Consider the following 19592-nt stretch of genomic DNA (forward strand, 5'->3'; position numbering starts at 1 on the left):
ACGCTAACTCCCTTGTGGTCCTCCACAAGGGAGTTTTTTGGCGAATCAAGGAAAAGGATGCTGCAGTGGATAGCTATTGCAGCATCCTTTCGTTTGAAGGATAATCCCTGATTAAACACCTTGTTTTCCGAGAGAAAGAACCACCTGCCATGTCAGAGTTCACAGCACAGGTTCAAGCACTTCGCTCGTTGATCGAGGCCGGAGAGTTTATCTCCGAAGACACTGATGGCCTCATCCAACTTGCTCAACCAGGCGTAACCCTTCCCTACTCCAACAGCACTCCCACCGACCATGGTTCGTACTTCGGTGGCAGGCCGTATCTTCCGGAAGGTGCGACATGGCCCATCGCAAAGAGCGGTCAGCCACTGCTCCACATCATTCAGCTGAATTTTGCGGATATTGTCGGTCATGTGCGTGCGGCGGGGGCGTCGACAAGCGAAGCAACTCTCGACGGATTGATTCCCGAATCAGGAATTTTTCAACTCTTTGTCGGCGCTGATCCCCTCAGCGGCGGATTTACTTCAGATTCGCCAGGAGACGGCATGGAGATTCGCTATATCCCTGAGCCTGCGGAAGGCTTTGGCAACCACAGCTTCCCTGGACCTCATACCGCGGAGCCAGCAGCCTTCGATGAAGAGCACGAGGATTACTGCTCCCCGTTCAACGAGGATATTGGGACGGTTATGAACTCTCCGATTTCCTTGTCTAGTGCAGTGGCAATGATCCCTCCCACTGACCAAGCAGTGTACGAGGCGTTGGAGTCCGAAAAGGACGATGACTTTCTTGATAACGATGACTACTTTGACGAGCTAGTTGAGTTGCGAGCCGCAGCCAGTAACCAAAGCAACATTATGCTTGGCGGTTTCCCCGCTTTCGCGCAAGACCCTTTTCAGCCTGATGGGTACGTTCACTTCCTAGAGATCGATTCCACATATCTCGAAGAAGAAGAGCTCCCCTTCGAGGCCATGTGGGGCGATCTAGGTGTGGCCCACGTATTCCTTCACCCAGACGCATTGAAGAAGATGCACGCCGGCGAGGCCGTGGTGTACCGCTCCGAAAATACTGGCACGACCGATGGTGCTGTTTTCTACTGGGATTGTGGCTAGGTTTGTTTTCCACAATCGCCCCATTTGGTTTGCCTTTAATCCAAACCACAGTTTCGACCATTACCTGGAGTAAATAAAGTGGTAGGCGACTTTCTTATATTCGCAGTTATTATCGTATTTGTATCCCTTTTAGTATTTTTTGTTGAATTCCGCGGATCCGATAAACCTGTGGAGTGGCCACAGGCGAATATTGGTGTTGGACAGATCGAATCCTTCAGCGTCACCGGCAAGCCCGATAAGAAGGGTTACTACACGGTCATCATGCAGATGGCAGTCGAGGCACAAGATGGGAGCCACTTTAAGTCGGTTTTGACCCGTCAACTACCGGAACATAAGCACTCCCTCCTGCAGCAAGGCATACTCGTCCCTGTGATGTACCGCCCAGACCGACCGGAGAAGGTCAAGATTGCCCGCGGCAGGCATGAGAAACGGGCTCAAGATTTCCTGAACCAAGTCAAGATTCGCGATGGAATTCTTGATCGCGAAATGTTAGAGGCTGATCTACGAGGACGTCCGACTTACTCACAGGTGAAATACATCAAAGACACCGGACGAAAAGTCCGTGGCCTCAATGAATATGAACTTGGACTGTCTGTCTTCCCGGCGCATGGTGAGCCCTACTCTGTCACTAAGACAATGGTGTTAATGAATTACGAGGCGGCAGCGGTAACCCCGGGGACCATCCTGCCGACACGATACCTTCCAAATCAACCAAACGCACTGGTAGTTAGCCTGCGTCCTAAGAATGAAAAGGCCGATGCAAAATGACGAACTATGAGTCGTGGGAAAACGAAGAACTAAATGAGCTGGAAAAATATCGGCGAACTGCAGACGTTGGCGGCCATAACCGTACCGGTACAGGTGCGAGCACCGGTGGCGACGGCAGCATTCCGGACTATTTCGACCAGTCGGACTTTGACTGTCCATTCTCTGAAACAGGAAGTTTTACCAACGGTTGGTGCGACGCTCTAAATTTCGGTGACGGCAGCGACAGCGGATACGGCGGGGACTCGAACAACAACAATAACAATAACAATAACAACAACAATAATAATGGCTAAGACAATACTTCCGTTACCGACGATTCCTACCGTCGGCGTGCCAGCACTTGATGAGACCGCTGCTGCGGACAACGCCACTTTTCAAGCAGCTGTAACCACTAAAGCTGGATTCAGACTTCACCACAAAGCAATTAAGCTGACCTTTGTTCCTAACCAGTATTGCAATCTTGGGTGCAGTTACTGCTACCTGGGCGATCTCACCGAGAACAAAGACAATCCTTCGGATGTAGTGTCACAATTCAATCGCATTGCGAACCATCTGGATCACCAGGGAATCCTCATCAGCTCGTTACTTTTGCACGGTGCAGAAATTTCGACTTTGCCAGCATCTGTATTGCGCGACCTGTTCAACGCATATACGGAGTATCGCTCTAAGTATCGCTTGCAGCTCAAAGCTTTAGGCAGCAACGGCGCAGCGATCCACATTAAAACCAATCTGTACAACTTCGATAAATTAAGGCCCCTCTACGAGGAGTTCGAAGTTTCCATTTCAGGCAGCTTTGATTTGCCATTTAGCCTGCATGAGAAACTGCGTACAACCAAGGCGGGGAAATCGACCCTCAAGCGAACAATTAACAATGTTTTGCTCCTTGGTGAATATCCATTCCGCAAGCAGATAAGCTGCGTAGTTGGGAAAGAACACCTCGAACGCATCGACGAGTTTATTCATGATATTGAATGGCTCGATGAACATGGTTTTGACATGGTTACCGACTTCTACATCATGTTTGCCTACGATAGCGTGAAGTCGGACTACACTTCCCAGCTCAACCAGCAGGAAATGGTTGAATTCTTCGAATCTTTGCGGCTCCATTTCGAAGGCACAAAGTTCGAACAAGCCATTTATTATGAGTGGTTCAAGGAATTTACCCACGGTTACTGCACTAATCAAATCAATTGCGGCACCAATAACTTTCTAGTGCAGAAGGACGGGGACGTTTACCCGTGCCACAGAGGTCAGGCAGAACCTGACTTGAAGTTTGGCAATATTCTCCAACTGGGAATGCCTGAGTTGATTACGCGCGGCGGCGATGCCATTCGCGCTTATGAGCGGGCCAATCCTGCTCTATCCAGTGACTGCATTAGCTGTGAGTATTTCTATCTCTGCCATGCCGGGTGTCCAATTCAACGCAACAACACCCAGCAGGACAAGGCCTATACCTGCGGTATCCAGAAGGCGCTTTATCGCGCCCAACCACATCGTTTTCCGCCCAAGCCGGAAGTTTCGCGCCGCCTTGTTGACTCATTCATTCGACAAAACCAGCCGCGTATTTACGATGACCTGTCAGTTCCTCGAGTAATTGAGTTTAATCCCGAGCTCTTCGAAGAGAAGAACTCGATTACATCGATTATCAACCGCGATTCTAATTTGGCAACGTTGTTCCGAAAAGGTGCGATACGTCTCCATGTCAACGAGGCGTCCTGTGACTTGTTCTCCAGCCGACTCTATGGTCGCATCACCCAGGCCAATATTTCGCCTAGCGATAGCATCAAGGTGTTTGTCGCAGACGACCTTTGGGCACTGAATGCAGGCGACGGCGCAATTAACGCGGTCCGGGTACAACTCTTGCGTGACAATCTCGTTGTCTATGGAGACGAGGCCCGAACAAAGATGGAGCACGTCGCCACGACCGATTTTTATGCCGCAGAACTGACTCGCGCGGAAGGTGGTTGGATTTTGGATTTAACCGGGTTTTTCAAGCAGTACGCACACACGTTCCTTCCCGATTATGGCAATCTCTTATCGATCACAACGATCAAAGCTCGTGAATACCACTACGCAAAGCACGCCAAAAACGCGTTCTACCACCTGGAAACGGTGAATCTTCCCTTCCACGAATTTCGGTTTGATTGGATGCCAGATCCGTCAATTGATATTCAGGCTACATAGAAACGACCGCCCCAGGAACTTCCCTGGAGCGGTCTTCTCTTTTCGAACTCACAAATCGAGTTTGACGTTAAGCTGCGTCGCGAGCGCCAAGCTCCCGGTCGATACGTAGCAGGCCAGCACCGTTGTCGCCGACAATCTCCAGGCGGCCGATGATGCCACGCACGGTGTCCTCTTCCTCAATCTGCTCAACCACGAAGCTGTCCAGCAGCGGGCGGGAGTCGAGATCACCCTCGCTATCAGCAAGCTTGCGGAGGTTACGGATAGATGCCGAAACCTTTTCTTCATGCTCAAGAGCGATGCGGAATGCATCGATTGCGGAAGTGACCTTCACCTCCGGTGCGTCGACAGCACCAATCTGCGGGTGGTTGTCGCGAGCATCGAGGTGTGCGATGAACTGGTTCGCGTGATCAACTTCCTCATCCGCCTGTGCACGCATCCACTCTGCCATGCCGGAGAGATCCAGCAGATCCAGCTCGATTGCCAGCTGGCGGTAGACGTGGGAAGCGGTGAGCTCCATAGTGATCTGGTCGTTGAATGCCTTCTCAAGAGTATCTGTTAGTCGCATGCCCCTACTATAAGCCCAACCCCCATAAATGACAACGATTATAATACTTCCCTTATAAGCCAGGCCTTGCCTATTTTGCAATCGTCGGCTTAACCTCGGCGGTATGGCTACACTCACCTCCAGAAGCCCATCAACCGATGAAGTTTTGCAGTTTCTTTCTCGACCTGCGCAAACGGCACATGATTCAGCAGCGGTACCCCTCGCCACCTCCACCGTCACTGCCATCGCCGTCACCAGCTTGGACGGACGCGGCGCCGTCGAAGGCACCTCAGGCCAGCTTGGGAATGACACCGATGCCACGGTTTTCAACACGCTTCGCGCGCTTGCCGACGTCGTTTTCGTTGGTACAGGCACCATCGCGGCTGAGGGTTACGGGCCAGTTGAGATACCGGAGTACCTAGAGACCGTTCGACAGAAGCTAGGTCGCTCCAAGCACGTGGCGATGTCCACACTCTCGCGCTCGTTGGATTTAGATATAAAATCCGACTTTTTCGCGAATGCAGAAGTCAATCCTCCGATAATCTTCACCCAGACTGAAGATGCTTTTAATGATGAAGAGGCAAAGACCGCTCACAAGGACAAAGCTAGAAAGATGGAATCGGCCGGGGCTCGCGTCGTTAAGCTCCCTGATCCCTCGGTAAAAGCGGCGTTAGCGTGGCTGGCTGAACATGGGTATCGAGACATTGTCGTAGAGGGTGGGCCGACGATGTATCGAGAAGCATTCGAAAACGGGTGCGTCGACGAACTGTTCCTGACGTTGTCGCCGATGTGGGTGGGTAACGGTCCCCTGACTTTCGGCGAGACCGCCCCTGATGAGGACTGGAACTCGACGAACCCGCAGGCTTTTGAAGTGCGGGATATCCTACGTTCCGACTCACACATCTTCCTACGCTATTCCCGCAGCTTCACCCAGTAGGGTGGAGTATTGTGAGTAAACCAAAAATCGACGTGAGCGCAAGCGCAACGGCATTAACGCAAACGTCCAAGGACACGCCAGAAACACCTTCGGTGGCTCGACGCCCTCTGACTCGGCAGGTATCACGAGGACTCAGCGCTTTCTTGTGGCCTATCGCAGCTGTGGTGATTTTTCACCGCACCTGGGTTTTGCCGAAAGACGTGTCTGGCACAGATGACTTTACGACGGTCTGGTCGGCAATTAATCGATTCGTATCGCAGGTACCCGTTTATTCGGAAGACTACGTAACAGCCGATCCGCACTATCTGTATTCCCCAGGCGCTACCCTACTTTTAGCCCCGATTGATTTGTTCGGCTCGCTCGAATCGGGCCGAATCTGGTTTGCGGTATTTCAGTCAGCTGCAATCATTGCGGCAATTGTGTTGCTACTCAGGTGGCTTGGTATTGCGCGCTCTGGCCCCATCATTCCAGCGTCGATAGCACTGCTCTACCTTACGGAACCCGTTACCAACACCCTTGACTTTACGAACGTCAACGGTTCACTGTTCCTTGCATTAGTGCTATTTTTTATTGCGTTGACCGAGCGACGCAATATCCTGGCCGGCCTGATTATCGGTATCGCAATCACTATCAAGCCCGTATTCTTGCCAATGCTGTTCCTACCGTTCATGCGCAGGCAGTTCTCTACGGTACTGACCAGTATCGGGGTGGTAATTGCAGCCAATGTCATTGCGTGGCCGCTCATGGTCCAACCACGTGACTACCTAGATATCACTGTCCCCTACCTGGGAGTTGTCCGTGACTTTGCAAATGCTTCGCTGACTGGGCAGCTTGTTTGGCTGGGTGCCCACCCGACACTGATTTTGCTGTGGCAAATCTTTTTCGGCATTTTCGTCTTGGTATCTGTCGTGCTCCTTCTTCGCTGGCTCGAAAGGGATGAGAAATTCTGGATTGCTACGACTTCCGGAGTTCTCTTCACCGGCGCGTTCTTCCTTTCCAGCCTGGGACAGCAGTACTACTCTATGACGCTCTTGCCAATGGTTCTCACCGTGCTTCGCCCATTGGTTTTGGATCGCGACAATGAAGGAAATATTGGTTCGACTGTCATGTTGAATTGGGGCGCAGGACTCGGAGTCGTACTCTGTTTCTTCTACGCCAATTGGTGGATTGATGAGGATGACCTGTTTTTCCCGTGGTTCATGGTCGCAATCGGCGGTATTGGATGGGCCGTTCTTATCCTCTCCATCACGGCAGCACTCATTCGAATGACGATTGTGGATGCCGTCAATGGGCGTAGCTTTGCATCCGGCTTCAGCTGGTTGAGCGACTGGAAGTTCGCAGGCAGGAAGTCTAATCAGGAATCTGATCTCAAGTCTGAGGAGACTATTCAGAATGGTTGATTCGCATAGCGAAGACTGGAATCTCAGCGAAGAAGAATGGCGCCAACGCCTCAGTGCCACGGAGTACCAAGTTTTGCGTCAGGCAGGTACTGAACGCGCCTTCACCGGTGAGTACACCGATACTAAAACTCAAGGTGTCTACCGCTGCCGGGCTTGTGGTTACGAGCTGTTTCGGTCGAACGAGAAGTTCGACTCTCACTGCGGTTGGCCATCCTTCTTTTCTCCACTAGCTGGAGACCGGATTATTGAGCGCCGAGACACGAGCCTCGGTATGGTCCGCACCGAAGTGCTGTGCAGTCGTTGCAAGTCTCACCTCGGCCACGTCTTTGAGGGGGAGGGTTACAATACTCCGACGGACCTGCGTTACTGCATCAATTCAATTTCACTCACTCTGGAACCGGACAAGACGGCTGAATAACTAGATAAAGAAGCAGCGCCGCTGGTCAAAATCCCGTCAGTTAACGGGCTTTGACCAGCGGCGCTGCTGATTCTCTCGTATAGCGCGCAGGCTACGGCAGAACGTTGATAATCTCCGCGATGTCATCGACGCGACGGCCCGTGTGGAACGGAATCTCTTCGCGGACGTGCAGACGAGCCTCGGTGTAACGCATCTTCCACATCAAGTCCACAATGCGGTCGAGCTCCGGCCCCTCGAATGCAAGGATCCACTCGTAGTCGCCGAGTGCGAACGCCGGGACAGTATTGGCGCGCACATCCGGGTAGTCACGACCGGCCATACCGTGTTCAGCAAGGATGCGGCGACGCTCGGTCGGCTCCAGCAGGTACCAGTCGTAGGAACGGACGAACGGGTAAACCGCAATCCATCGTCCCGGCTCTTCACCCATGATGAACGACGGCAGGTGCGACTTGTTGAACTCAGCTGGACGGTGCAGCGCAGCGTTCGACCAATGCGGAGTGGATGCCTGGCCCAGCGGAGTCTCGCGTAGGAAGGCGTTGTAGAACGCCTGCAGGTCTTCCATCTTCTCTGCGTGGATCCAGAACATGAAGTCAGCTTCAGCACGCATGGCCGAAACGTCGTAGAAACCACGGATGATCAAATCAGTGTCTTCGTAACGAGCTAGGAATTCCTTGGTCTTAGCCACTGCCTCTTCGCGGTTATCACCGAGTGCACCAGGGGTCACCTTGAAGGCAGACCACATGGTGTAGCGGATGGTGTCGTTGAGCTTCTTGAAATCGAGCTTGGCCATTAGTTGTCTCCTAGTTCGGTTGAAAAGTTTGTTTAAAATCGACGGTTCAGCGCCAGTTTCGTACTTAGCACTAACCTCGCAGCTTTATGCCAGCTCCGCAGCGATCTTGCTAGCCGCAGCTTTGGCGTTGGAAATACACTCCGGAATGCCCGGGCCACTGAGCCACGCCCCTGTTGCTGCAAGCTTAGGCACCTCGTCCAACTCCTGACGAGCAAAATCCATGAGGCCACCATGCCCCATATCGAAGCGCGGAATCCCCGCCCACCAACGCTGGACGAAAACCGCTGTCGGTTCAGCATCAAAGCCAGTCGCCTTAGCCAAATCCGCCTTTGCCCTGGCGATAAGGTCCTCGTCGCTGCGATGCACGTGCGAGTCATCATCAAAACGGCCGAAACTTGCCCTCACAACGGCACCGTAGCGCTCACCAATATGTGGCCACTTCCGGGACGACACTGTGAAAGCCTTCGCGGACAGATCCGCACCAATCTCGCACAACACGCCGTTGATCTCCGGCAGCCCTTCTGACGAGTCGAAACACATACCGACCACCGCCGAGTTCGACGTGTCTACCCCACCAATGAGCTCGGCCGCCTCTGGAACAAGGCTGCTCAACAGCTCCGATGTGGTTGCAGAAGGTGCCGCCAGCACAACACCGTCGACATCGATAGTGCTAACGCTCGTGCCGCTTTCCGACGGCAGTTCTACTGTCACCTCAAAGCCATTGTCATGCTGCCGCAGACCAGTAGCCTTCGTCGACAAGAGGAGTTCGGCTCCCGATTCGTCGACAAGCGTGTTGTAGAGAACCTCGAAGCCATCGCGGAACGTCTGGAAGACCACCGGTCGCTTCGTCTTCGTCGAATCTGTCGCAGCCTCACTGCTCAGACGCGCCTGCTGCGCCTGCTTACGTGCTTCCAGAACGCGCTGGACAGCACCGGTGAGGCTGACATGATCACCGACACTAGCCATTTCATCAAGCGCTGCCGCCAGCTGTGGGATGGTCGCACGCAGCCCCAGGTCGTATGCGGTGGTTGAGTAGACGCCCCCGAGCAGCGGGGAGACGATGCGATCGACGACTTCCTCACCGAGCCGCGCCGCGACCAACTGTCCGACATTCATGTCGTCTCCCAGTACCCAGTGCAAGGCTGGAGTGAGCTCGGAATTCGACTCGGCATCAATCTTGGCGAGGGTTGCCTCGCTGAGGAGGTAGTCCAACCCCTCCGAGCTTCCTGGAATACCGGTGACCGTGTTACGCGGAAGGTCCTTGAGTTCACCGCCAATGTAGAGCTTGGAAGGTAGCCCCGAAGGGGCGACTAGCTGATCCGCCAAACCGAGTTCCTTGAAAAACTCGGTGGCATCGTGACGGAATGCCAGGTACGCCTCAGCGCCCGCTTCAAGAGGGCCGTTAGCGCCTGGTCGAGTCTTCAGCTTGCCACCGACCCGTTCACTGGACTCGATGACAATTATTCTGGCGGCGGGTCCGAGCTTTTTACGCAACTCATACGCTGCGGTCAGGCCGGAGATACCGCCACCTACGACGGCAATGGTAGAAGGTTGTGCAACCACGGTATTTCGTACGCTTTCTCTGTGCCCGCACATCGAGCGGGCACGGTCGATAAGACTTGTAGGAAATTAGCTAGTGCGTGTTTTACACGCCTGTTGTGTCGGCTTTTACGTTGCGTGAATGATTTCAACGGCGCGCGTAATCGCGTCGGCGTCGGTATTCGGTAGTACCCCGTGGCCCAAGTTGAAGATATGTCCACGGGCGTCACCACGCTTTATTGCGCGGTCAGCCTCAGAGCAGATGCGCTGAATCTCTTGGGTCATTGCAGCTTCACCGGCAAAGAGAATCGCCGGGTCCAGGTTGCCCTGCAATGCAAGGCTGTTTTGCGCCGGGTCTGCGCCTCGGTGAACGTCGGAAAGCGTGGCACGAATGCGGTTGGCAGCAACGTCCAGTGGCACGCGCCAGTCGACGCCCATGACTTCTGGGCCGGTTTCAGCCATAGCACCGAGAAGCTCGCCGGTCCCCACACCGAAGTGGATGCGCGGAATGCCGGCGTCGGCGACGGCCTGGAAGATTTCCTTCGAGTACGGCAACACAAAGCGGCGGTAATCACGCTCGGTGAGATAGCCAGCCCAGGAGTCGAAGAGCTGAATAGCGTCCACTCCAGCACCAATTTGCGCGCGCAGGAAAGCAATCACCATCGGAGTGATCTTCTGCATCAGGTGATCCCACAATTCAGGGTCCGAGTGCATAAGCGCCTTGGTGCGCTCGTGATGGCGGGATGGACCACCTTCAATCAGGTACGACGCCAAGGTGAATGGTGCACCGGCGAAACCAATGAGTGCCTGAGTATCAGTCAGCTCTTGCAGAATGAGGCCGATACCCTCGGCCACCGGAGCGAGTTGCTCTTCCGTGACTTCCGGTAGCGCCTTGATGTCTGCTTCCGAGCGCACCGGAGTATCCATTACTGGACCGCGACCAGGAACAACATCCAGGTTGACACCCGCGGCCTTCAGCGGCACGACGATATCGGAAAAAAGAATCGCAGCATCAACGTCGTGCCTACGTACCGGCTGCATAGTAATCTCAGCGAGCAGTTCCGGACGGAAGCAGGAGTCCAACATACCGATGTCCTTGCGCACCTCACGGTACTCAGGCAGTGAACGACCGGCTTGCCGCATAAACCACACCGGGCGGCGCGAAGGAGTTCGACCGTAAGCTGCATCAAGAATCGGGGCATCAGTCAAAGTGCGACGATTGTTCATACGGACAATCATGCCCCACTTTCCTTAGAAATTAATGTGTGGGGTACTAAGAACAGGGAAATCGCTCGTCCTGCTGTGCGTTTTCGACGAACCGCTTGGTCGCTTTCCGCTCTTTTTCGGCGCGCCTCCCACTAACGCAAGCGTCATATGGCTAAGTTCAGGCGCGTGAATGGAACCGATTCAACGCCACAGAACTTCCGCGCCGCGGTCGAGTCAATGCACTCTGCTGAACTGCGACCTGAGATTGCTCTGGGCACCGTTCGGCCACCGCAGAAGCTGGCACCGTTTAGCCACGCTGTCTCGCTTGAGGTCACGCAGCCCGAAGCTGATATTGTCCCCGAGTCCTCGGACGATGATGCCTTTGGTCGTTTAATTTTGCTCCATGACCCCCGCAGCGAGGAAACCTGGGACGGCGACATGCGCTTGGTTGCATACATCCAGGCAGATATGGATGCCTCCCTCGCGGAAGATCCGCTGCTTCCCCAGGTTGCCTGGCAATGGCTCACCGAGGCTCTGGCTGAGAACAACGCCGAACTGTCGAACTTGGGTGGCACGGTGACAACTACGAACTCTGTCCGCTACGGCGAGATTGGCGGCAAGCCGCAGGCCTTTCAATTAGAAATGCGCGCATCGTGGACTGCTCGTGGCACCGACCTGCGCGCTCACGTTGAATCCTTCGCTCAGGTACTAGCGAACGTCGCTGGTCTGCCGCCCGTCGGCGTATCCCTACTGAGCTGATACCGGCAACTGCTGATACCGACGACCGAAGAGGCGTGCGATGAGCTCCGACGTGGAAACTGGTCCCGACGTAGAAGTAAGACTTGCCCCAGCCGAGGGAACTCCACGCGTGCTTTCCGACATCGACGACATTATTGACGCCGGTGAACAGCTGGCCAAAGGACACGGTTGGCTCGCAGTCGATACTGAACGAGCTTCGGCGTATCGCTACGACGACCGCGCCTTCCTGCTTCAATTTCGCCGCCGTGGAGCGGGTACCTTTCTCATCGATCCCGAAGACGGGCGCAAGGCGATGGCCGTTTTCGGTTCCTCAGTCAACAACCTGACCTGGATCATTCACGCAGCTCATTCTGACCTTCCCTGCCTCGCAGCTCTGGGCCTCTACCCCACCAAAGTCATTGACACTGAGCTGGCCGGCCGCCTTCTCGGACTGGAGCGAGTCAATTTAGCAGCTCTGACAGAAAGACTCCTCGGAGTTGGACTTGCCAAGGGGCACGGTCGAGAGGATTGGTCTACTCGTCCACTGCCGGCGGATTGGCTGGACTACGCAGCCCTGGATGTCGAGCTGCTCATCGAACTCGCCGAGGTTCTTTGTCAGGCACTGACTGAGCTCGACCGTTTGGAATGGCTAGAGCAGGAATGCGAACGCGAACTCGCTATCAACCGTAAATACCTCGATGGTCTACACGTCGGGCACTCGTGGCAAGGACTCAAAGGCATTGGGAAGCTGCGCACTCCCGAACAGCTTCACGTCGCCCGTGCACTGTGGACTGAGCGTGACGAAATCGCGCAGCAACGCGATGTCTCCCCAACACACGTCATGGGTCACAGCGTTCTACGTACAATCGCAGAACAACTTCCCGGTACGCAGCGTGAGCTGACTGCAATCCGTGGATTTCCACGTCGCCGTCGCGGTGCTGCGGACGCTTGGTTGAAGGTCGTTAATGAAGCCCGTCAGGAACCCAGGTCGTCATGGCCGAAGCCCCAGAAGCCGTCTCGCAACGAGATGCCCCACTTTCGACGTTGGGCTGAGCATGCCCCACAAGCCGCCGAGATTTTCGAAACCACGCGAGACTGCATCGACAACGTCTGTGCCCAAATACACCTGCGCAAGGACACACTCATCACTTCCGCGCAGACACGTGAACTGGTTTGGTGGATTCACAGCCGCGCAGTCGGCTCATTCGTTTTCCGCCACCACGACAACTACGCTGGCGGCCTGCCAGCCGTTACAGAAATCACCGCTCACCTCAGCGAACAGGGTTTCCGCCCATGGCAGGCACATTTGCTTGCCGACGTGATCGGTACCTACGTCCTTGCGCCCATGCGGCACCCTCTCTAGCTACAGCTGCTCCAGCACCGCGATGGTTTCAAAGTGATGCGTTAGACCAAATGCGTCCACGACCTCGAGGTGTTTCAACACGTAGCCGTAGTCAGTCCAGTACCGGGCATCGCGGGCAAAAGTCGCCGGATCGCAACCGAAATGTACGACCACGCGTGGCTTGGCCTCAGCAATAGCGGCGATAGCATCCTTACCAGCACCGGAGCGCGGAGGGTCGAGAACGACGATATCCGGATTTGGTGTTTCCTCATTAGCAACTTCGCGGCGCACTACCTTGGTGACATCCCCAGTAACGAACCGGACTGGTGCCGCAGGCGTCGCATTCCCACTGTGGTCAGCTGCAGTGAAGGCCTTGCGCCCTGCCGTCGCTGCCGCTGCAAAACCCTCTACAGAGAGTATTGAGCCCTCTTCGTCAACTAACTTGCGCAGGGCCGCCGACAGAACGCCTGCGCCACCGTAAAGATCCCAACCGCAGGAGAAAGACTGACCGGCCAATAGGTCAATGATGCGCGATCCATAGAACTCAGGGGCATGGCAATGGGCTTGCCAAAAACCGGTAGTCGGCACATCGAAAGTAATTCCGTGAACAGTGTGCTGTGTGGTTGGCTCGCCTTCAATCAACGTTTGCTTGCGGTTCCTCCCGCTGCCGAAAACGTACACAGCACTTCGGTTACCCTCCGTATCCATGGCCACATGGAGTTCTCCTGTCTGCGACTTCTTGCTCCCTCGACCGCGAGCTGGTTTAGCGACGGGGATGGTTCCGGCCGTCGAAAAGCCAGCGATGAGATTGGGAACTGTTTGGACACACTCGGAGACGATGACAAGCTCGTGGGAACGGGAACGACGTAACCCCGCTCGTCCCTGGGAATCCACGCCCAGCCGCACGCGCGAGCGCCAACGGGAGGTGGGAGCCAGTGGAAGGACATCGATAGCTGGCAGCTCGTCGGCGGTGAAACGTCCCAGACGGCGCAGGCAATCGGTCAAGACATCAGCCTTGAGGCGCGCCGCGTACTCAGGATCGATAAAACCCCAGTCGCAACAACCCGCGCCCTGCCGAGCTGCTTCGCAACTCTGCGGAATTCGATGCTCTGAGGCATCCAGAACCTCAACGACATTGCCGCGCCACAGCTTGGCATCAGGTTTGGCAATTTCGACAACAACGCGTTCGCCGGGGATACCGCCGGTGACGAAACCGATACGTCCGTCATAGCTGGCAATGAATTCTCCGCCGGCAGCGGGACGGTCAATAGTCACTTCGATGTTCACGCAGTGTGATACTACCCGTTGACAAGAGAAAAGCCGCCGTCGGGTGACGGCGGCGGACAGTGCACAGTGGCGCCGGTAGATTCTCTTCTACCTGGTCAAGCAGCTAGATTCTCTATGTTGGCGGGTTGACCAAACTAATTGGTGGAGCCATCCGGGTTGATACCTGTAGCGCCTGGCACCTGCCCGGGTTCATCTTCAGCTTGAGCAGCCTGGGTCTGCTGCTGGTATGCCTGACGAATCTGCTCGGCCATCTGGGACGGCAGCGTAACCGGAAGCGGCTGGCCTGCTGGCATCGGGTTCTCACCGCGAGAAACGAAGCTACGGGCAAGGAGACCGCGGGCGAGGTCCGCAAGTTCCTCCGCCCGATCAGCCGGACCGGAGGCCGTCATGCGAAGCATCCAACGCGGGCCGTCGGCGCCGATGATTCGCATTTCCATATCGGAGGTGCGACCTACGACCTCAGAACCCCACGGCCCCTGCTCGACGTGGACATCGAGGCCATCGGACTCAAGGCCGTCCTTGATTTCCTGAGCGGACTCCTCCCAGAGGCCACCCGACGTCGGAGCAGCGAATGCTACAGGAGTTACGCGGCCATGCTCAGTGGCGACGTGCAGCATGGTCGGACCTGTCGGCCCCATCTCCACCTGAATATCACCAACGTGAGGGATAGGCAGCAGCATCGAACCGAGGTTCAGACTGGCCTTCGCGAAGTCCGAAAAATCAAATTGCGTCGGGCTGGCGCTGTTGATGTCGAAGGGGCCGTTTGCTGGTGCATTCTCCGCGGCGGCTTCCGACGCGTCGTCATGCACGGTTGCGGTAGCTTCCTCAGAAGCTGGCGCCGCAGAGTCGGTGGTAACGGCCTCTGCCTCAGCAGCTGGTTCTTCTGGCTGGTTCTTCTTTCCAAATGGCCACATGGTGGTTTATTGACACCTCGCTAAAAAGAAATCTTTGTATACGCCTTTGCAAACGCTTAATTGAGCTCTTCACGCATTGAACCACACTTGGTGGGGTCCCCGCGCTGTCAGAGACGTTTTAAAGCGTCGTGGACACTCCGGTTGAGCCGTGACCGCCCGCACCGCGTTCAGTTTCATCGAGTTCATCGACTTCCACCATCGGGCTGAGCTCGACCTTCTGCACAACCAACTGTGCGATTCGATCGCCTTTGGCGATCTCCACCGCATTGGTCGGGTCCAAGTTGATCAGGCAGACTTTAAGCTCACCACGGTAACCGGCATCAATAGTGCCGGGAGCGTTGACGATAGATAGCCCCTTTTTGAAAGCCAATCCGGAGCGAGGATGAACCAATCCCACTGTGCCCGCCGGCAAAGCAATGGCAATACCGGTTCCCACGAGCGCCCGCTGCCCTGGTGCTAGGACGACATCCTCCACTGAGCTCAAATCCACACCGGCATCATCGGCATGCGCACGCTGGGGAATCACTGCGTCTTTAGCGAGTTTCTTCACTCGCACCGGGGCATAAGTCATCTCTTTGTATATCCTTCGCTGTCGCGTCTTTTAAGAACCGCACTTCGGCCTTGTCAGTACCGAGCATAGCCGTGCCCTAGAATGGATAACCGTGAGTGGAAAAGATAACCTGCAGCCTCGTCGCGACGACAGCTCAGCATCCGTCTCTGAAGGTGCGGCAATAGCAATGAGCTCGAGCGGAGATTCATCGATTGTCTATTCCGAAAAGCTCTGGGTTCCCTGGTGGTTCTGGGTACTCGGCGCTGCTGCTGTTTTTGTATGCACGGCCCAGATTGGCTTTAACCGTTCACCGATTTGGTTTGTCATCGGCGGCATTATTTGTCTGGCCGTGGGCGTGTGGGTGCTGTTGACTATGTCGAAGACCACGGTGTCCGTGGAAGTGGACAGCACTGGTGAACGCTGGCTTCACGCTGGCACGGCAGTTTTGCCAGCATCGGTTGTTGCCAAATCCCTGGTGGTCCCGAAGTCTGCGCAGCGCAATGCGTTGGGCCGTCAGCTCGATCCAGCAGCATTCCTGGTTACGCACACGTGGATTCCCACGATGGTGCTGCTAGTCCTCGACGATCCGGACGACCCCACCCCCTATTGGCTGGTCTCCACCCGCCACCCCGAGGCACTGCTTGATAGTCTCTTCGACCGCTAGGTCACAATCTCTCACCGCCGCTACACGCTTGCCGACGGCCCCAGCGCCGCCATAACCGTAGTAGTGGCGGTTTTCCTTTTCCTAGGAAGTTATCCCGGTTGTGCGGGGATTAGGCACAGTCCTGGCAGATGGGGAAACCATCGCCGTTATCGATTGCGATCATCGAGCGGTGCATCACCATGAAGCAGGAGCCACAGGTGAATTCATCTTCTCCCTTCGGGGCAACATCTATATCGAATTCTTCACCCGCGATGTCGGCGACCGGCAACTCGAACGGCTCGACAATTTCGCCGTCGTCAGTGTCGTCGATTTCCTTCTCAGCAGATGCAGCCTGAAGGCCCTCGAGGGAATCGGTCTCCAGCTCTTCGGTTTCACGAGTACGCGGGGCATCGTAGTTTACAGCCATGTCCCAAACCTTCTTTCTGGACCTTTGCTAGACATTGTGAACTGACTTTTTCTCGGAGAATACAACGCGTTGAGACGATTGACACCCTGTACTCTCCAGTGCCTTTCTCAGCGGATATTAAGGCAATTCACGCAATCTGTCATCTCTGCAGGTCAGAATAGGTTTCTATAGGTCAGAATAGGTTTCTATGCCTATTAGACGTGGAGACGATAACATGATGGCTATGAGTTCAGGCCCTGCGAGCACTTCGAGCGCATCACATCGACGAAAAATTGTTCCCTACGTGGTGGTTTCCGTAGTTGCTGTAGTGATTGCCGCTACGTCGTGGGTATTGGCATTCCGCAGCCAACCGGCCAGTTATCCGGTCCCCTGTTCCCTCCCCACAGCTGGCACCCCTGTTTCCTCCACCACGCTAATCGGAGAACACGTCGTTCCACCGTCGGATGTTCATGTGCGCGTCTATAACGCCAACGGCAAAGTCGGCCAGGCTACAACCGTCGCCGAGCAATTGCGGCAGCTCGATTTTGTTCTCGATGAGCAGGTTCCCTACGGCAACGACCCTATTGTGGAAAACCAAGACCTCGGCTGCTTCGGCCAGTTGCGTTATGGCGAACAGTTCAATGGCCACGCCGCAGCGCTTCACGCTCTTTTCCCCTGTTTTGAGCTCATCCACGATGGTCGGCCGGATGCAACCGTCGATGTGTCGTTGGGTAAGGGGTTTAAGGACCTCGAAGTAGCCAGCCAGGTTGAGGAAACGTTGTCCGCATTGAACCGTGGCGAACAAGCCGACCTAGAGGGGTTGAGCTCGTTAGGCTCGAGCACCTGCTCCTAGACCGACGCACTAATTCCTAGCCTTCGAGATAGCACCATCCAATGCCTCGTAGAACGCATCGGCAACTTCAGGGTTCGCCGCACCGACACCGAAGTTGAGCGGGTCTCCCTCCGGCCGGCCAGCAGCGTTGGCACACTCACTGAATTCCGGAATCCTAATCCTTGCGCCTGCTTCAGCCGCAATCAGAGCACCTGCTGCATAGTCCCAAATCTTGATGTCGTGTTCGTAATACGCATCAACACGGCCGTGTGCCACCATGCACAAGTCAAGCGCCGCCGATCCCATGCGCCGAATATCTCGACACTCCCCCAACAACTGCGACGCTATCCGACCCTGCACCTGCCGGAGACTAGCGGAATAGCTGAATCCTGTTGCCACAAGTGTTTTTTCCAGCTCGGTGGTTGGGGAACAGCTAAGCGCCTGCACAGTGCCGTCCCGCCGAGAAACCTGAGCACCCTCTCCCTTTGCGGCACAGTAAATCTCTCCCGAGTACACATTTGCCACTGCACCCGCCACTACCTCATCGCCTACGGCGCAGGCGATACTCACAGCAAAATTGGGCAGTCCGTAGAGGAAATTCACGGTGCCATCGATGGGGTCTACAATCCAGGTCACTGGTTCGGGCGCGTCAGTAGTTTGCGCTTGAGAGCCCGCGCCGTCGTCAAGCCCGCCTTCTTCGCCCAAAATACGGTCGGAGCTGCTAAACGCCTTGATGAGCGAACGAATGAGCTCCTCAGATTCACGGTCGACGACGGTGACAGGGTCCACAGCTGAGGACTTCGTTTCGGAACTTGCTAAAACGCCATCGGAGCCGAGTTCGACCCGACGACTGGCGATGTGCGCCGCGGCTGCGCGGGCGATAAGTACCGCGCGGTCACGCAATTCCCTGACGCTGGGCCGCACGGACCCGGGGCTATTCGGTGCAGCAGACCCCCTGCTATCCGCGCTGTTAGCGAGTTGTTCGGTGCCATGCGAGTTATTGCTCATGCCCCCATTGTGTCTGTTTCGTACAATTTGAGCTATGGGACAACGAATTGGATTTGGCATCGACGTCGGAGGCTCTGGAATCAAGGGGGGCCGCGTGGATCTTGATACTGGGCAGCTTATTGGCGACCGCATTAAGATTTTCACGCCACAGCCGGCAACTCCGGAAGCAGTTGCGAAGACCATTGCAGAAATTGTGGACATTGCGCAGTGGGATTCCGATGTCGGCATCACGATTCCGTCCGTCGTACAGAATCAGATTGCCTTGCTGGCCGCCAATATTGACGGTTCTTGGGTTAATACGAACTGCCAAGAACTCTTCGCTAAGCACCTGCCCAACAACAAGGCGCACGTGCTTAACGACGCTGACGCTGCCGGCCTCGCTGAAGTCCAGTTTGGCGATCCGGGCAATAAGACTGGCGCCGTCTTGTTGCTAACTTTTGGTACCGGTATCGGCTCCGCGCTTATTCATGACGGATTGCTATACCCCAATTCGGAGTTAGGCCACCTCATCATTGATGGCATGGAGGCCGAGCACTTTGCATCCGCAAGAGTTAAGGATGTGGAGGGGCTCGGCTTCGAAGAGTGGGCTGAGCGCGTGAGCAAGGTGCTTAAGACCTACGAGGCGCTGTTTTGGCCGTCACGGATTATCGTCGGTGGCGGAATCAGTCGCGAACATGAAAAGTGGATTCCGCTGTTGACATGTAAGACTCCAGTTGTCCCCGCAAGTTTGGACAATAATGCGGGCATCGCTGGCGCCGCCTTTGCTGCTGACCAGGGGATTTACCCTTAAGCAGTTTCATTTCTTATACGGGGATTGGTCGCTTCGTGGCGGGTGAGACACGTGGTTGAAGCCATGCCCCGTGGCGGCGATTTTCAGAATTGGTTTACAATAAGAAGTTGACTCACGGCACGGTTGAATAATCAACAGGCTCGAGGAGGATTGGGAAGATCGAATTCAAGCGCACTGCTTCGATGAGAAT

At 55.4% G+C, this 19592-nt stretch carries 21 protein-coding genes; 12 read left to right on the top strand and 9 right to left on the bottom strand.

Features of this window, described 5'->3' with window-relative positions:
* The first annotated feature begins 149 nt into the window (after nucleotides 1-149).
* The 4 genes from CORAM0001_RS00005 (at nucleotide 150) to CORAM0001_RS00020 (ending at nucleotide 4058) form a co-directional block, all read left to right on the top strand.
* Nucleotides 150-1106: a DUF1963 domain-containing protein gene (locus tag CORAM0001_RS00005; protein ID WP_040360640.1), complete on the top strand. Its 957-nt coding sequence runs from the start codon at nucleotides 150-152 to the stop codon at nucleotides 1104-1106.
* Between the two features lie 78 nt (nucleotides 1107-1184).
* A complete protein-coding gene (locus CORAM0001_RS00010; RefSeq protein WP_040360643.1) occupies nucleotides 1185-1874 on the top strand; it encodes a hypothetical protein in 690 nt (229 codons plus the stop codon).
* Complete coding sequence (locus CORAM0001_RS00015) at nucleotides 1871-2167, top strand: hypothetical protein (protein ID WP_005509593.1); 297 nt, start codon at nucleotides 1871-1873, stop codon at nucleotides 2165-2167. Before CORAM0001_RS00010 ends, CORAM0001_RS00015 begins: the two co-directional genes overlap by 4 nt.
* Entirely contained in the window at nucleotides 2160-4058 is a 1899-nt protein-coding gene (locus tag CORAM0001_RS00020; RefSeq protein ID WP_005509506.1) for a radical SAM/SPASM domain-containing protein, read from the top strand. Before CORAM0001_RS00015 ends, CORAM0001_RS00020 begins: the two co-directional genes overlap by 8 nt.
* Nucleotides 4059-4125: 67 nt before the next feature.
* Here CORAM0001_RS00020 and CORAM0001_RS00025 read toward each other — a convergent pair whose 3' ends face one another.
* Nucleotides 4126-4623, bottom strand: a complete 498-nt coding sequence (locus CORAM0001_RS00025; protein ID WP_005509579.1) for a ferritin — start codon at nucleotides 4621-4623, stop codon at nucleotides 4126-4128.
* Nucleotides 4624-4726: 103 nt separating this feature from the next.
* On the opposite strand from CORAM0001_RS00025, the gene CORAM0001_RS00030 reads away from it, so the two are divergent.
* Genes CORAM0001_RS00030 through msrB form a run of 3 tightly spaced genes read left to right on the top strand, consistent with a single transcriptional unit; the run spans nucleotide 4727 to nucleotide 7357 of the window.
* A complete protein-coding gene (locus tag CORAM0001_RS00030) occupies nucleotides 4727-5539 on the top strand; it encodes a dihydrofolate reductase family protein (protein ID WP_050773557.1) in 813 nt (270 codons plus the stop codon).
* A gap of 11 nt (nucleotides 5540-5550) precedes the next feature.
* Nucleotides 5551-6939: a glycosyltransferase family 87 protein gene (locus CORAM0001_RS00035; RefSeq protein WP_244261949.1), complete on the top strand. Its 1389-nt coding sequence runs from the start codon at nucleotides 5551-5553 to the stop codon at nucleotides 6937-6939.
* Entirely contained in the window at nucleotides 6932-7357 is a 426-nt protein-coding gene (msrB, locus tag CORAM0001_RS00040) for a peptide-methionine (R)-S-oxide reductase MsrB (protein ID WP_005509421.1), read from the top strand. The genes CORAM0001_RS00035 and msrB overlap by 8 nt, the downstream gene beginning before the upstream one ends.
* A 91-nt stretch (nucleotides 7358-7448) precedes the next feature.
* On the opposite strand, the gene hemQ is transcribed toward msrB, so the two are convergent.
* From hemQ to hemE, 3 genes are all read right to left on the bottom strand, one after another.
* Nucleotides 7449-8147, bottom strand: coding sequence for a hydrogen peroxide-dependent heme synthase (gene hemQ / locus CORAM0001_RS00045; protein WP_005509333.1), 699 nt, complete (start codon nucleotides 8145-8147; stop codon nucleotides 7449-7451).
* Between the two features lie 84 nt (nucleotides 8148-8231).
* On the bottom strand, nucleotides 8232-9710 hold the full coding sequence (gene hemG / locus CORAM0001_RS00050; protein ID WP_005509353.1) for a protoporphyrinogen oxidase: 1479 nt from the start codon (nucleotides 9708-9710) through the stop codon (nucleotides 8232-8234).
* A gap of 105 nt (nucleotides 9711-9815) precedes the next feature.
* Nucleotides 9816-10925: a uroporphyrinogen decarboxylase gene (gene hemE, locus CORAM0001_RS00055; RefSeq protein WP_005509725.1), complete on the bottom strand. Its 1110-nt coding sequence runs from the start codon at nucleotides 10923-10925 to the stop codon at nucleotides 9816-9818.
* Between the two features lie 135 nt (nucleotides 10926-11060).
* On the opposite strand from hemE, the gene CORAM0001_RS00060 reads away from it, so the two are divergent.
* Together CORAM0001_RS00060 and CORAM0001_RS00065 are read left to right on the top strand one after the other, a co-directional pair.
* Nucleotides 11061-11651, top strand: coding sequence for a DUF3000 domain-containing protein (locus CORAM0001_RS00060; RefSeq protein ID WP_040360650.1), 591 nt, complete (start codon nucleotides 11061-11063; stop codon nucleotides 11649-11651).
* Nucleotides 11652-11691: 40 nt separating this feature from the next.
* Nucleotides 11692-12993 carry an HRDC domain-containing protein gene (locus CORAM0001_RS00065; protein WP_005509416.1) on the top strand — a complete coding sequence of 434 codons (1302 nt, stop codon included), beginning with the start codon at nucleotides 11692-11694 and terminating at the stop codon, nucleotides 12991-12993.
* Here the strand turns inward: CORAM0001_RS00065 and CORAM0001_RS00070 are convergent, their stop codons facing one another.
* From CORAM0001_RS00070 to dut, 3 genes are all read right to left on the bottom strand, one after another.
* The gene (locus CORAM0001_RS00070) at nucleotides 12994-14259 is read right to left on the bottom strand and encodes a class I SAM-dependent RNA methyltransferase (RefSeq protein WP_005509343.1); all 1266 of its coding nucleotides are present in this window, start codon (nucleotides 14257-14259) and stop codon (nucleotides 12994-12996) included.
* 134 nt (nucleotides 14260-14393) lie between these two features.
* Entirely contained in the window at nucleotides 14394-15173 is a 780-nt protein-coding gene (locus tag CORAM0001_RS00075) for a DUF3710 domain-containing protein (protein ID WP_005509327.1), read from the bottom strand.
* Nucleotides 15174-15291: 118 nt separating this feature from the next.
* Nucleotides 15292-15744 (bottom strand): dUTP diphosphatase, encoded by a 453-nt coding sequence (gene dut / locus CORAM0001_RS00080; RefSeq protein WP_005509732.1) that lies wholly within the window; start codon nucleotides 15742-15744, stop codon nucleotides 15292-15294.
* 166 nt (nucleotides 15745-15910) lie between these two features.
* On the opposite strand from dut, the gene CORAM0001_RS00085 reads away from it, so the two are divergent.
* Nucleotides 15911-16387 carry a DUF3093 domain-containing protein gene (locus CORAM0001_RS00085; RefSeq protein ID WP_005509521.1) on the top strand — a complete coding sequence of 159 codons (477 nt, stop codon included), beginning with the start codon at nucleotides 15911-15913 and terminating at the stop codon, nucleotides 16385-16387.
* 109 nt (nucleotides 16388-16496) lie between these two features.
* Here CORAM0001_RS00085 and CORAM0001_RS00090 read toward each other — a convergent pair whose 3' ends face one another.
* Nucleotides 16497-16793, bottom strand: coding sequence for a DUF4193 domain-containing protein (locus CORAM0001_RS00090; protein ID WP_005509384.1), 297 nt, complete (start codon nucleotides 16791-16793; stop codon nucleotides 16497-16499).
* Nucleotides 16794-17016: 223 nt separating this feature from the next.
* Between CORAM0001_RS00090 and CORAM0001_RS10940 the strand changes: the two genes are divergently transcribed.
* The gene (locus CORAM0001_RS10940; RefSeq protein ID WP_157752510.1) at nucleotides 17017-17625 is read left to right on the top strand and encodes a LytR C-terminal domain-containing protein; all 609 of its coding nucleotides are present in this window, start codon (nucleotides 17017-17019) and stop codon (nucleotides 17623-17625) included.
* Between the two features lie 9 nt (nucleotides 17626-17634).
* Here the strand turns inward: CORAM0001_RS10940 and CORAM0001_RS00100 are convergent, their stop codons facing one another.
* The gene (locus tag CORAM0001_RS00100) at nucleotides 17635-18612 is read right to left on the bottom strand and encodes an inositol monophosphatase family protein (protein WP_100066749.1); all 978 of its coding nucleotides are present in this window, start codon (nucleotides 18610-18612) and stop codon (nucleotides 17635-17637) included.
* Between the two features lie 34 nt (nucleotides 18613-18646).
* On the opposite strand from CORAM0001_RS00100, the gene ppgK reads away from it, so the two are divergent.
* Nucleotides 18647-19402: a polyphosphate--glucose phosphotransferase gene (gene ppgK / locus CORAM0001_RS00105; RefSeq protein WP_005509627.1), complete on the top strand. Its 756-nt coding sequence runs from the start codon at nucleotides 18647-18649 to the stop codon at nucleotides 19400-19402.
* The last annotated feature ends 190 nt before the right edge of the window (nucleotides 19403-19592 follow it).

Origin of the sequence: Corynebacterium amycolatum SK46 (genome assembly GCF_000173655.1) — a bacterium.
GTDB classification, from domain to species: domain Bacteria; phylum Actinomycetota; class Actinomycetes; order Mycobacteriales; family Mycobacteriaceae; genus Corynebacterium; species Corynebacterium amycolatum_A.

Excerpts from the sequence above, each read along its gene's own strand:
- CORAM0001_RS00005 (WP_040360640.1), top strand. The coding sequence starts at position 150 with ATGTCAGAGTTCACAGCACAGGTTCAAGCACTTCGCTCGTTGATCGAG.
- CORAM0001_RS00015 (WP_005509593.1), top strand. The coding sequence starts at position 1,871 with ATGACGAACTATGAGTCGTGGGAAAACGAAGAACTAAATGAGCTGGAA.
- CORAM0001_RS00020 (WP_005509506.1), top strand. The coding sequence starts at position 2,160 with ATGGCTAAGACAATACTTCCGTTACCGACGATTCCTACCGTCGGCGTG.
- CORAM0001_RS00025 (WP_005509579.1), bottom strand. The coding sequence starts at position 4,623 with ATGCGACTAACAGATACTCTTGAGAAGGCATTCAACGACCAGATCACT.
- CORAM0001_RS00030 (WP_050773557.1), top strand. The coding sequence starts at position 4,727 with ATGGCTACACTCACCTCCAGAAGCCCATCAACCGATGAAGTTTTGCAG.
- msrB (WP_005509421.1), top strand. The coding sequence starts at position 6,932 with ATGGTTGATTCGCATAGCGAAGACTGGAATCTCAGCGAAGAAGAATGG.
- hemQ (WP_005509333.1), bottom strand. The coding sequence starts at position 8,147 with ATGGCCAAGCTCGATTTCAAGAAGCTCAACGACACCATCCGCTACACC.
- hemE (WP_005509725.1), bottom strand. The coding sequence starts at position 10,925 with ATGATTGTCCGTATGAACAATCGTCGCACTTTGACTGATGCCCCGATT.
- CORAM0001_RS00060 (WP_040360650.1), top strand. The coding sequence starts at position 11,061 with ATGGCTAAGTTCAGGCGCGTGAATGGAACCGATTCAACGCCACAGAAC.
- CORAM0001_RS00065 (WP_005509416.1), top strand. The coding sequence starts at position 11,692 with ATGAGCTCCGACGTGGAAACTGGTCCCGACGTAGAAGTAAGACTTGCC.
- CORAM0001_RS00075 (WP_005509327.1), bottom strand. The coding sequence starts at position 15,173 with ATGTGGCCATTTGGAAAGAAGAACCAGCCAGAAGAACCAGCTGCTGAG.
- dut (WP_005509732.1), bottom strand. The coding sequence starts at position 15,744 with ATGACTTATGCCCCGGTGCGAGTGAAGAAACTCGCTAAAGACGCAGTG.
- CORAM0001_RS00085 (WP_005509521.1), top strand. The coding sequence starts at position 15,911 with ATGAGCTCGAGCGGAGATTCATCGATTGTCTATTCCGAAAAGCTCTGG.
- CORAM0001_RS00090 (WP_005509384.1), bottom strand. The coding sequence starts at position 16,793 with ATGGCTGTAAACTACGATGCCCCGCGTACTCGTGAAACCGAAGAGCTG.
- CORAM0001_RS10940 (WP_157752510.1), top strand. The coding sequence starts at position 17,017 with ATGAGTTCAGGCCCTGCGAGCACTTCGAGCGCATCACATCGACGAAAA.
- CORAM0001_RS00100 (WP_100066749.1), bottom strand. The coding sequence starts at position 18,612 with ATGAGCAATAACTCGCATGGCACCGAACAACTCGCTAACAGCGCGGAT.
- ppgK (WP_005509627.1), top strand. The coding sequence starts at position 18,647 with ATGGGACAACGAATTGGATTTGGCATCGACGTCGGAGGCTCTGGAATC.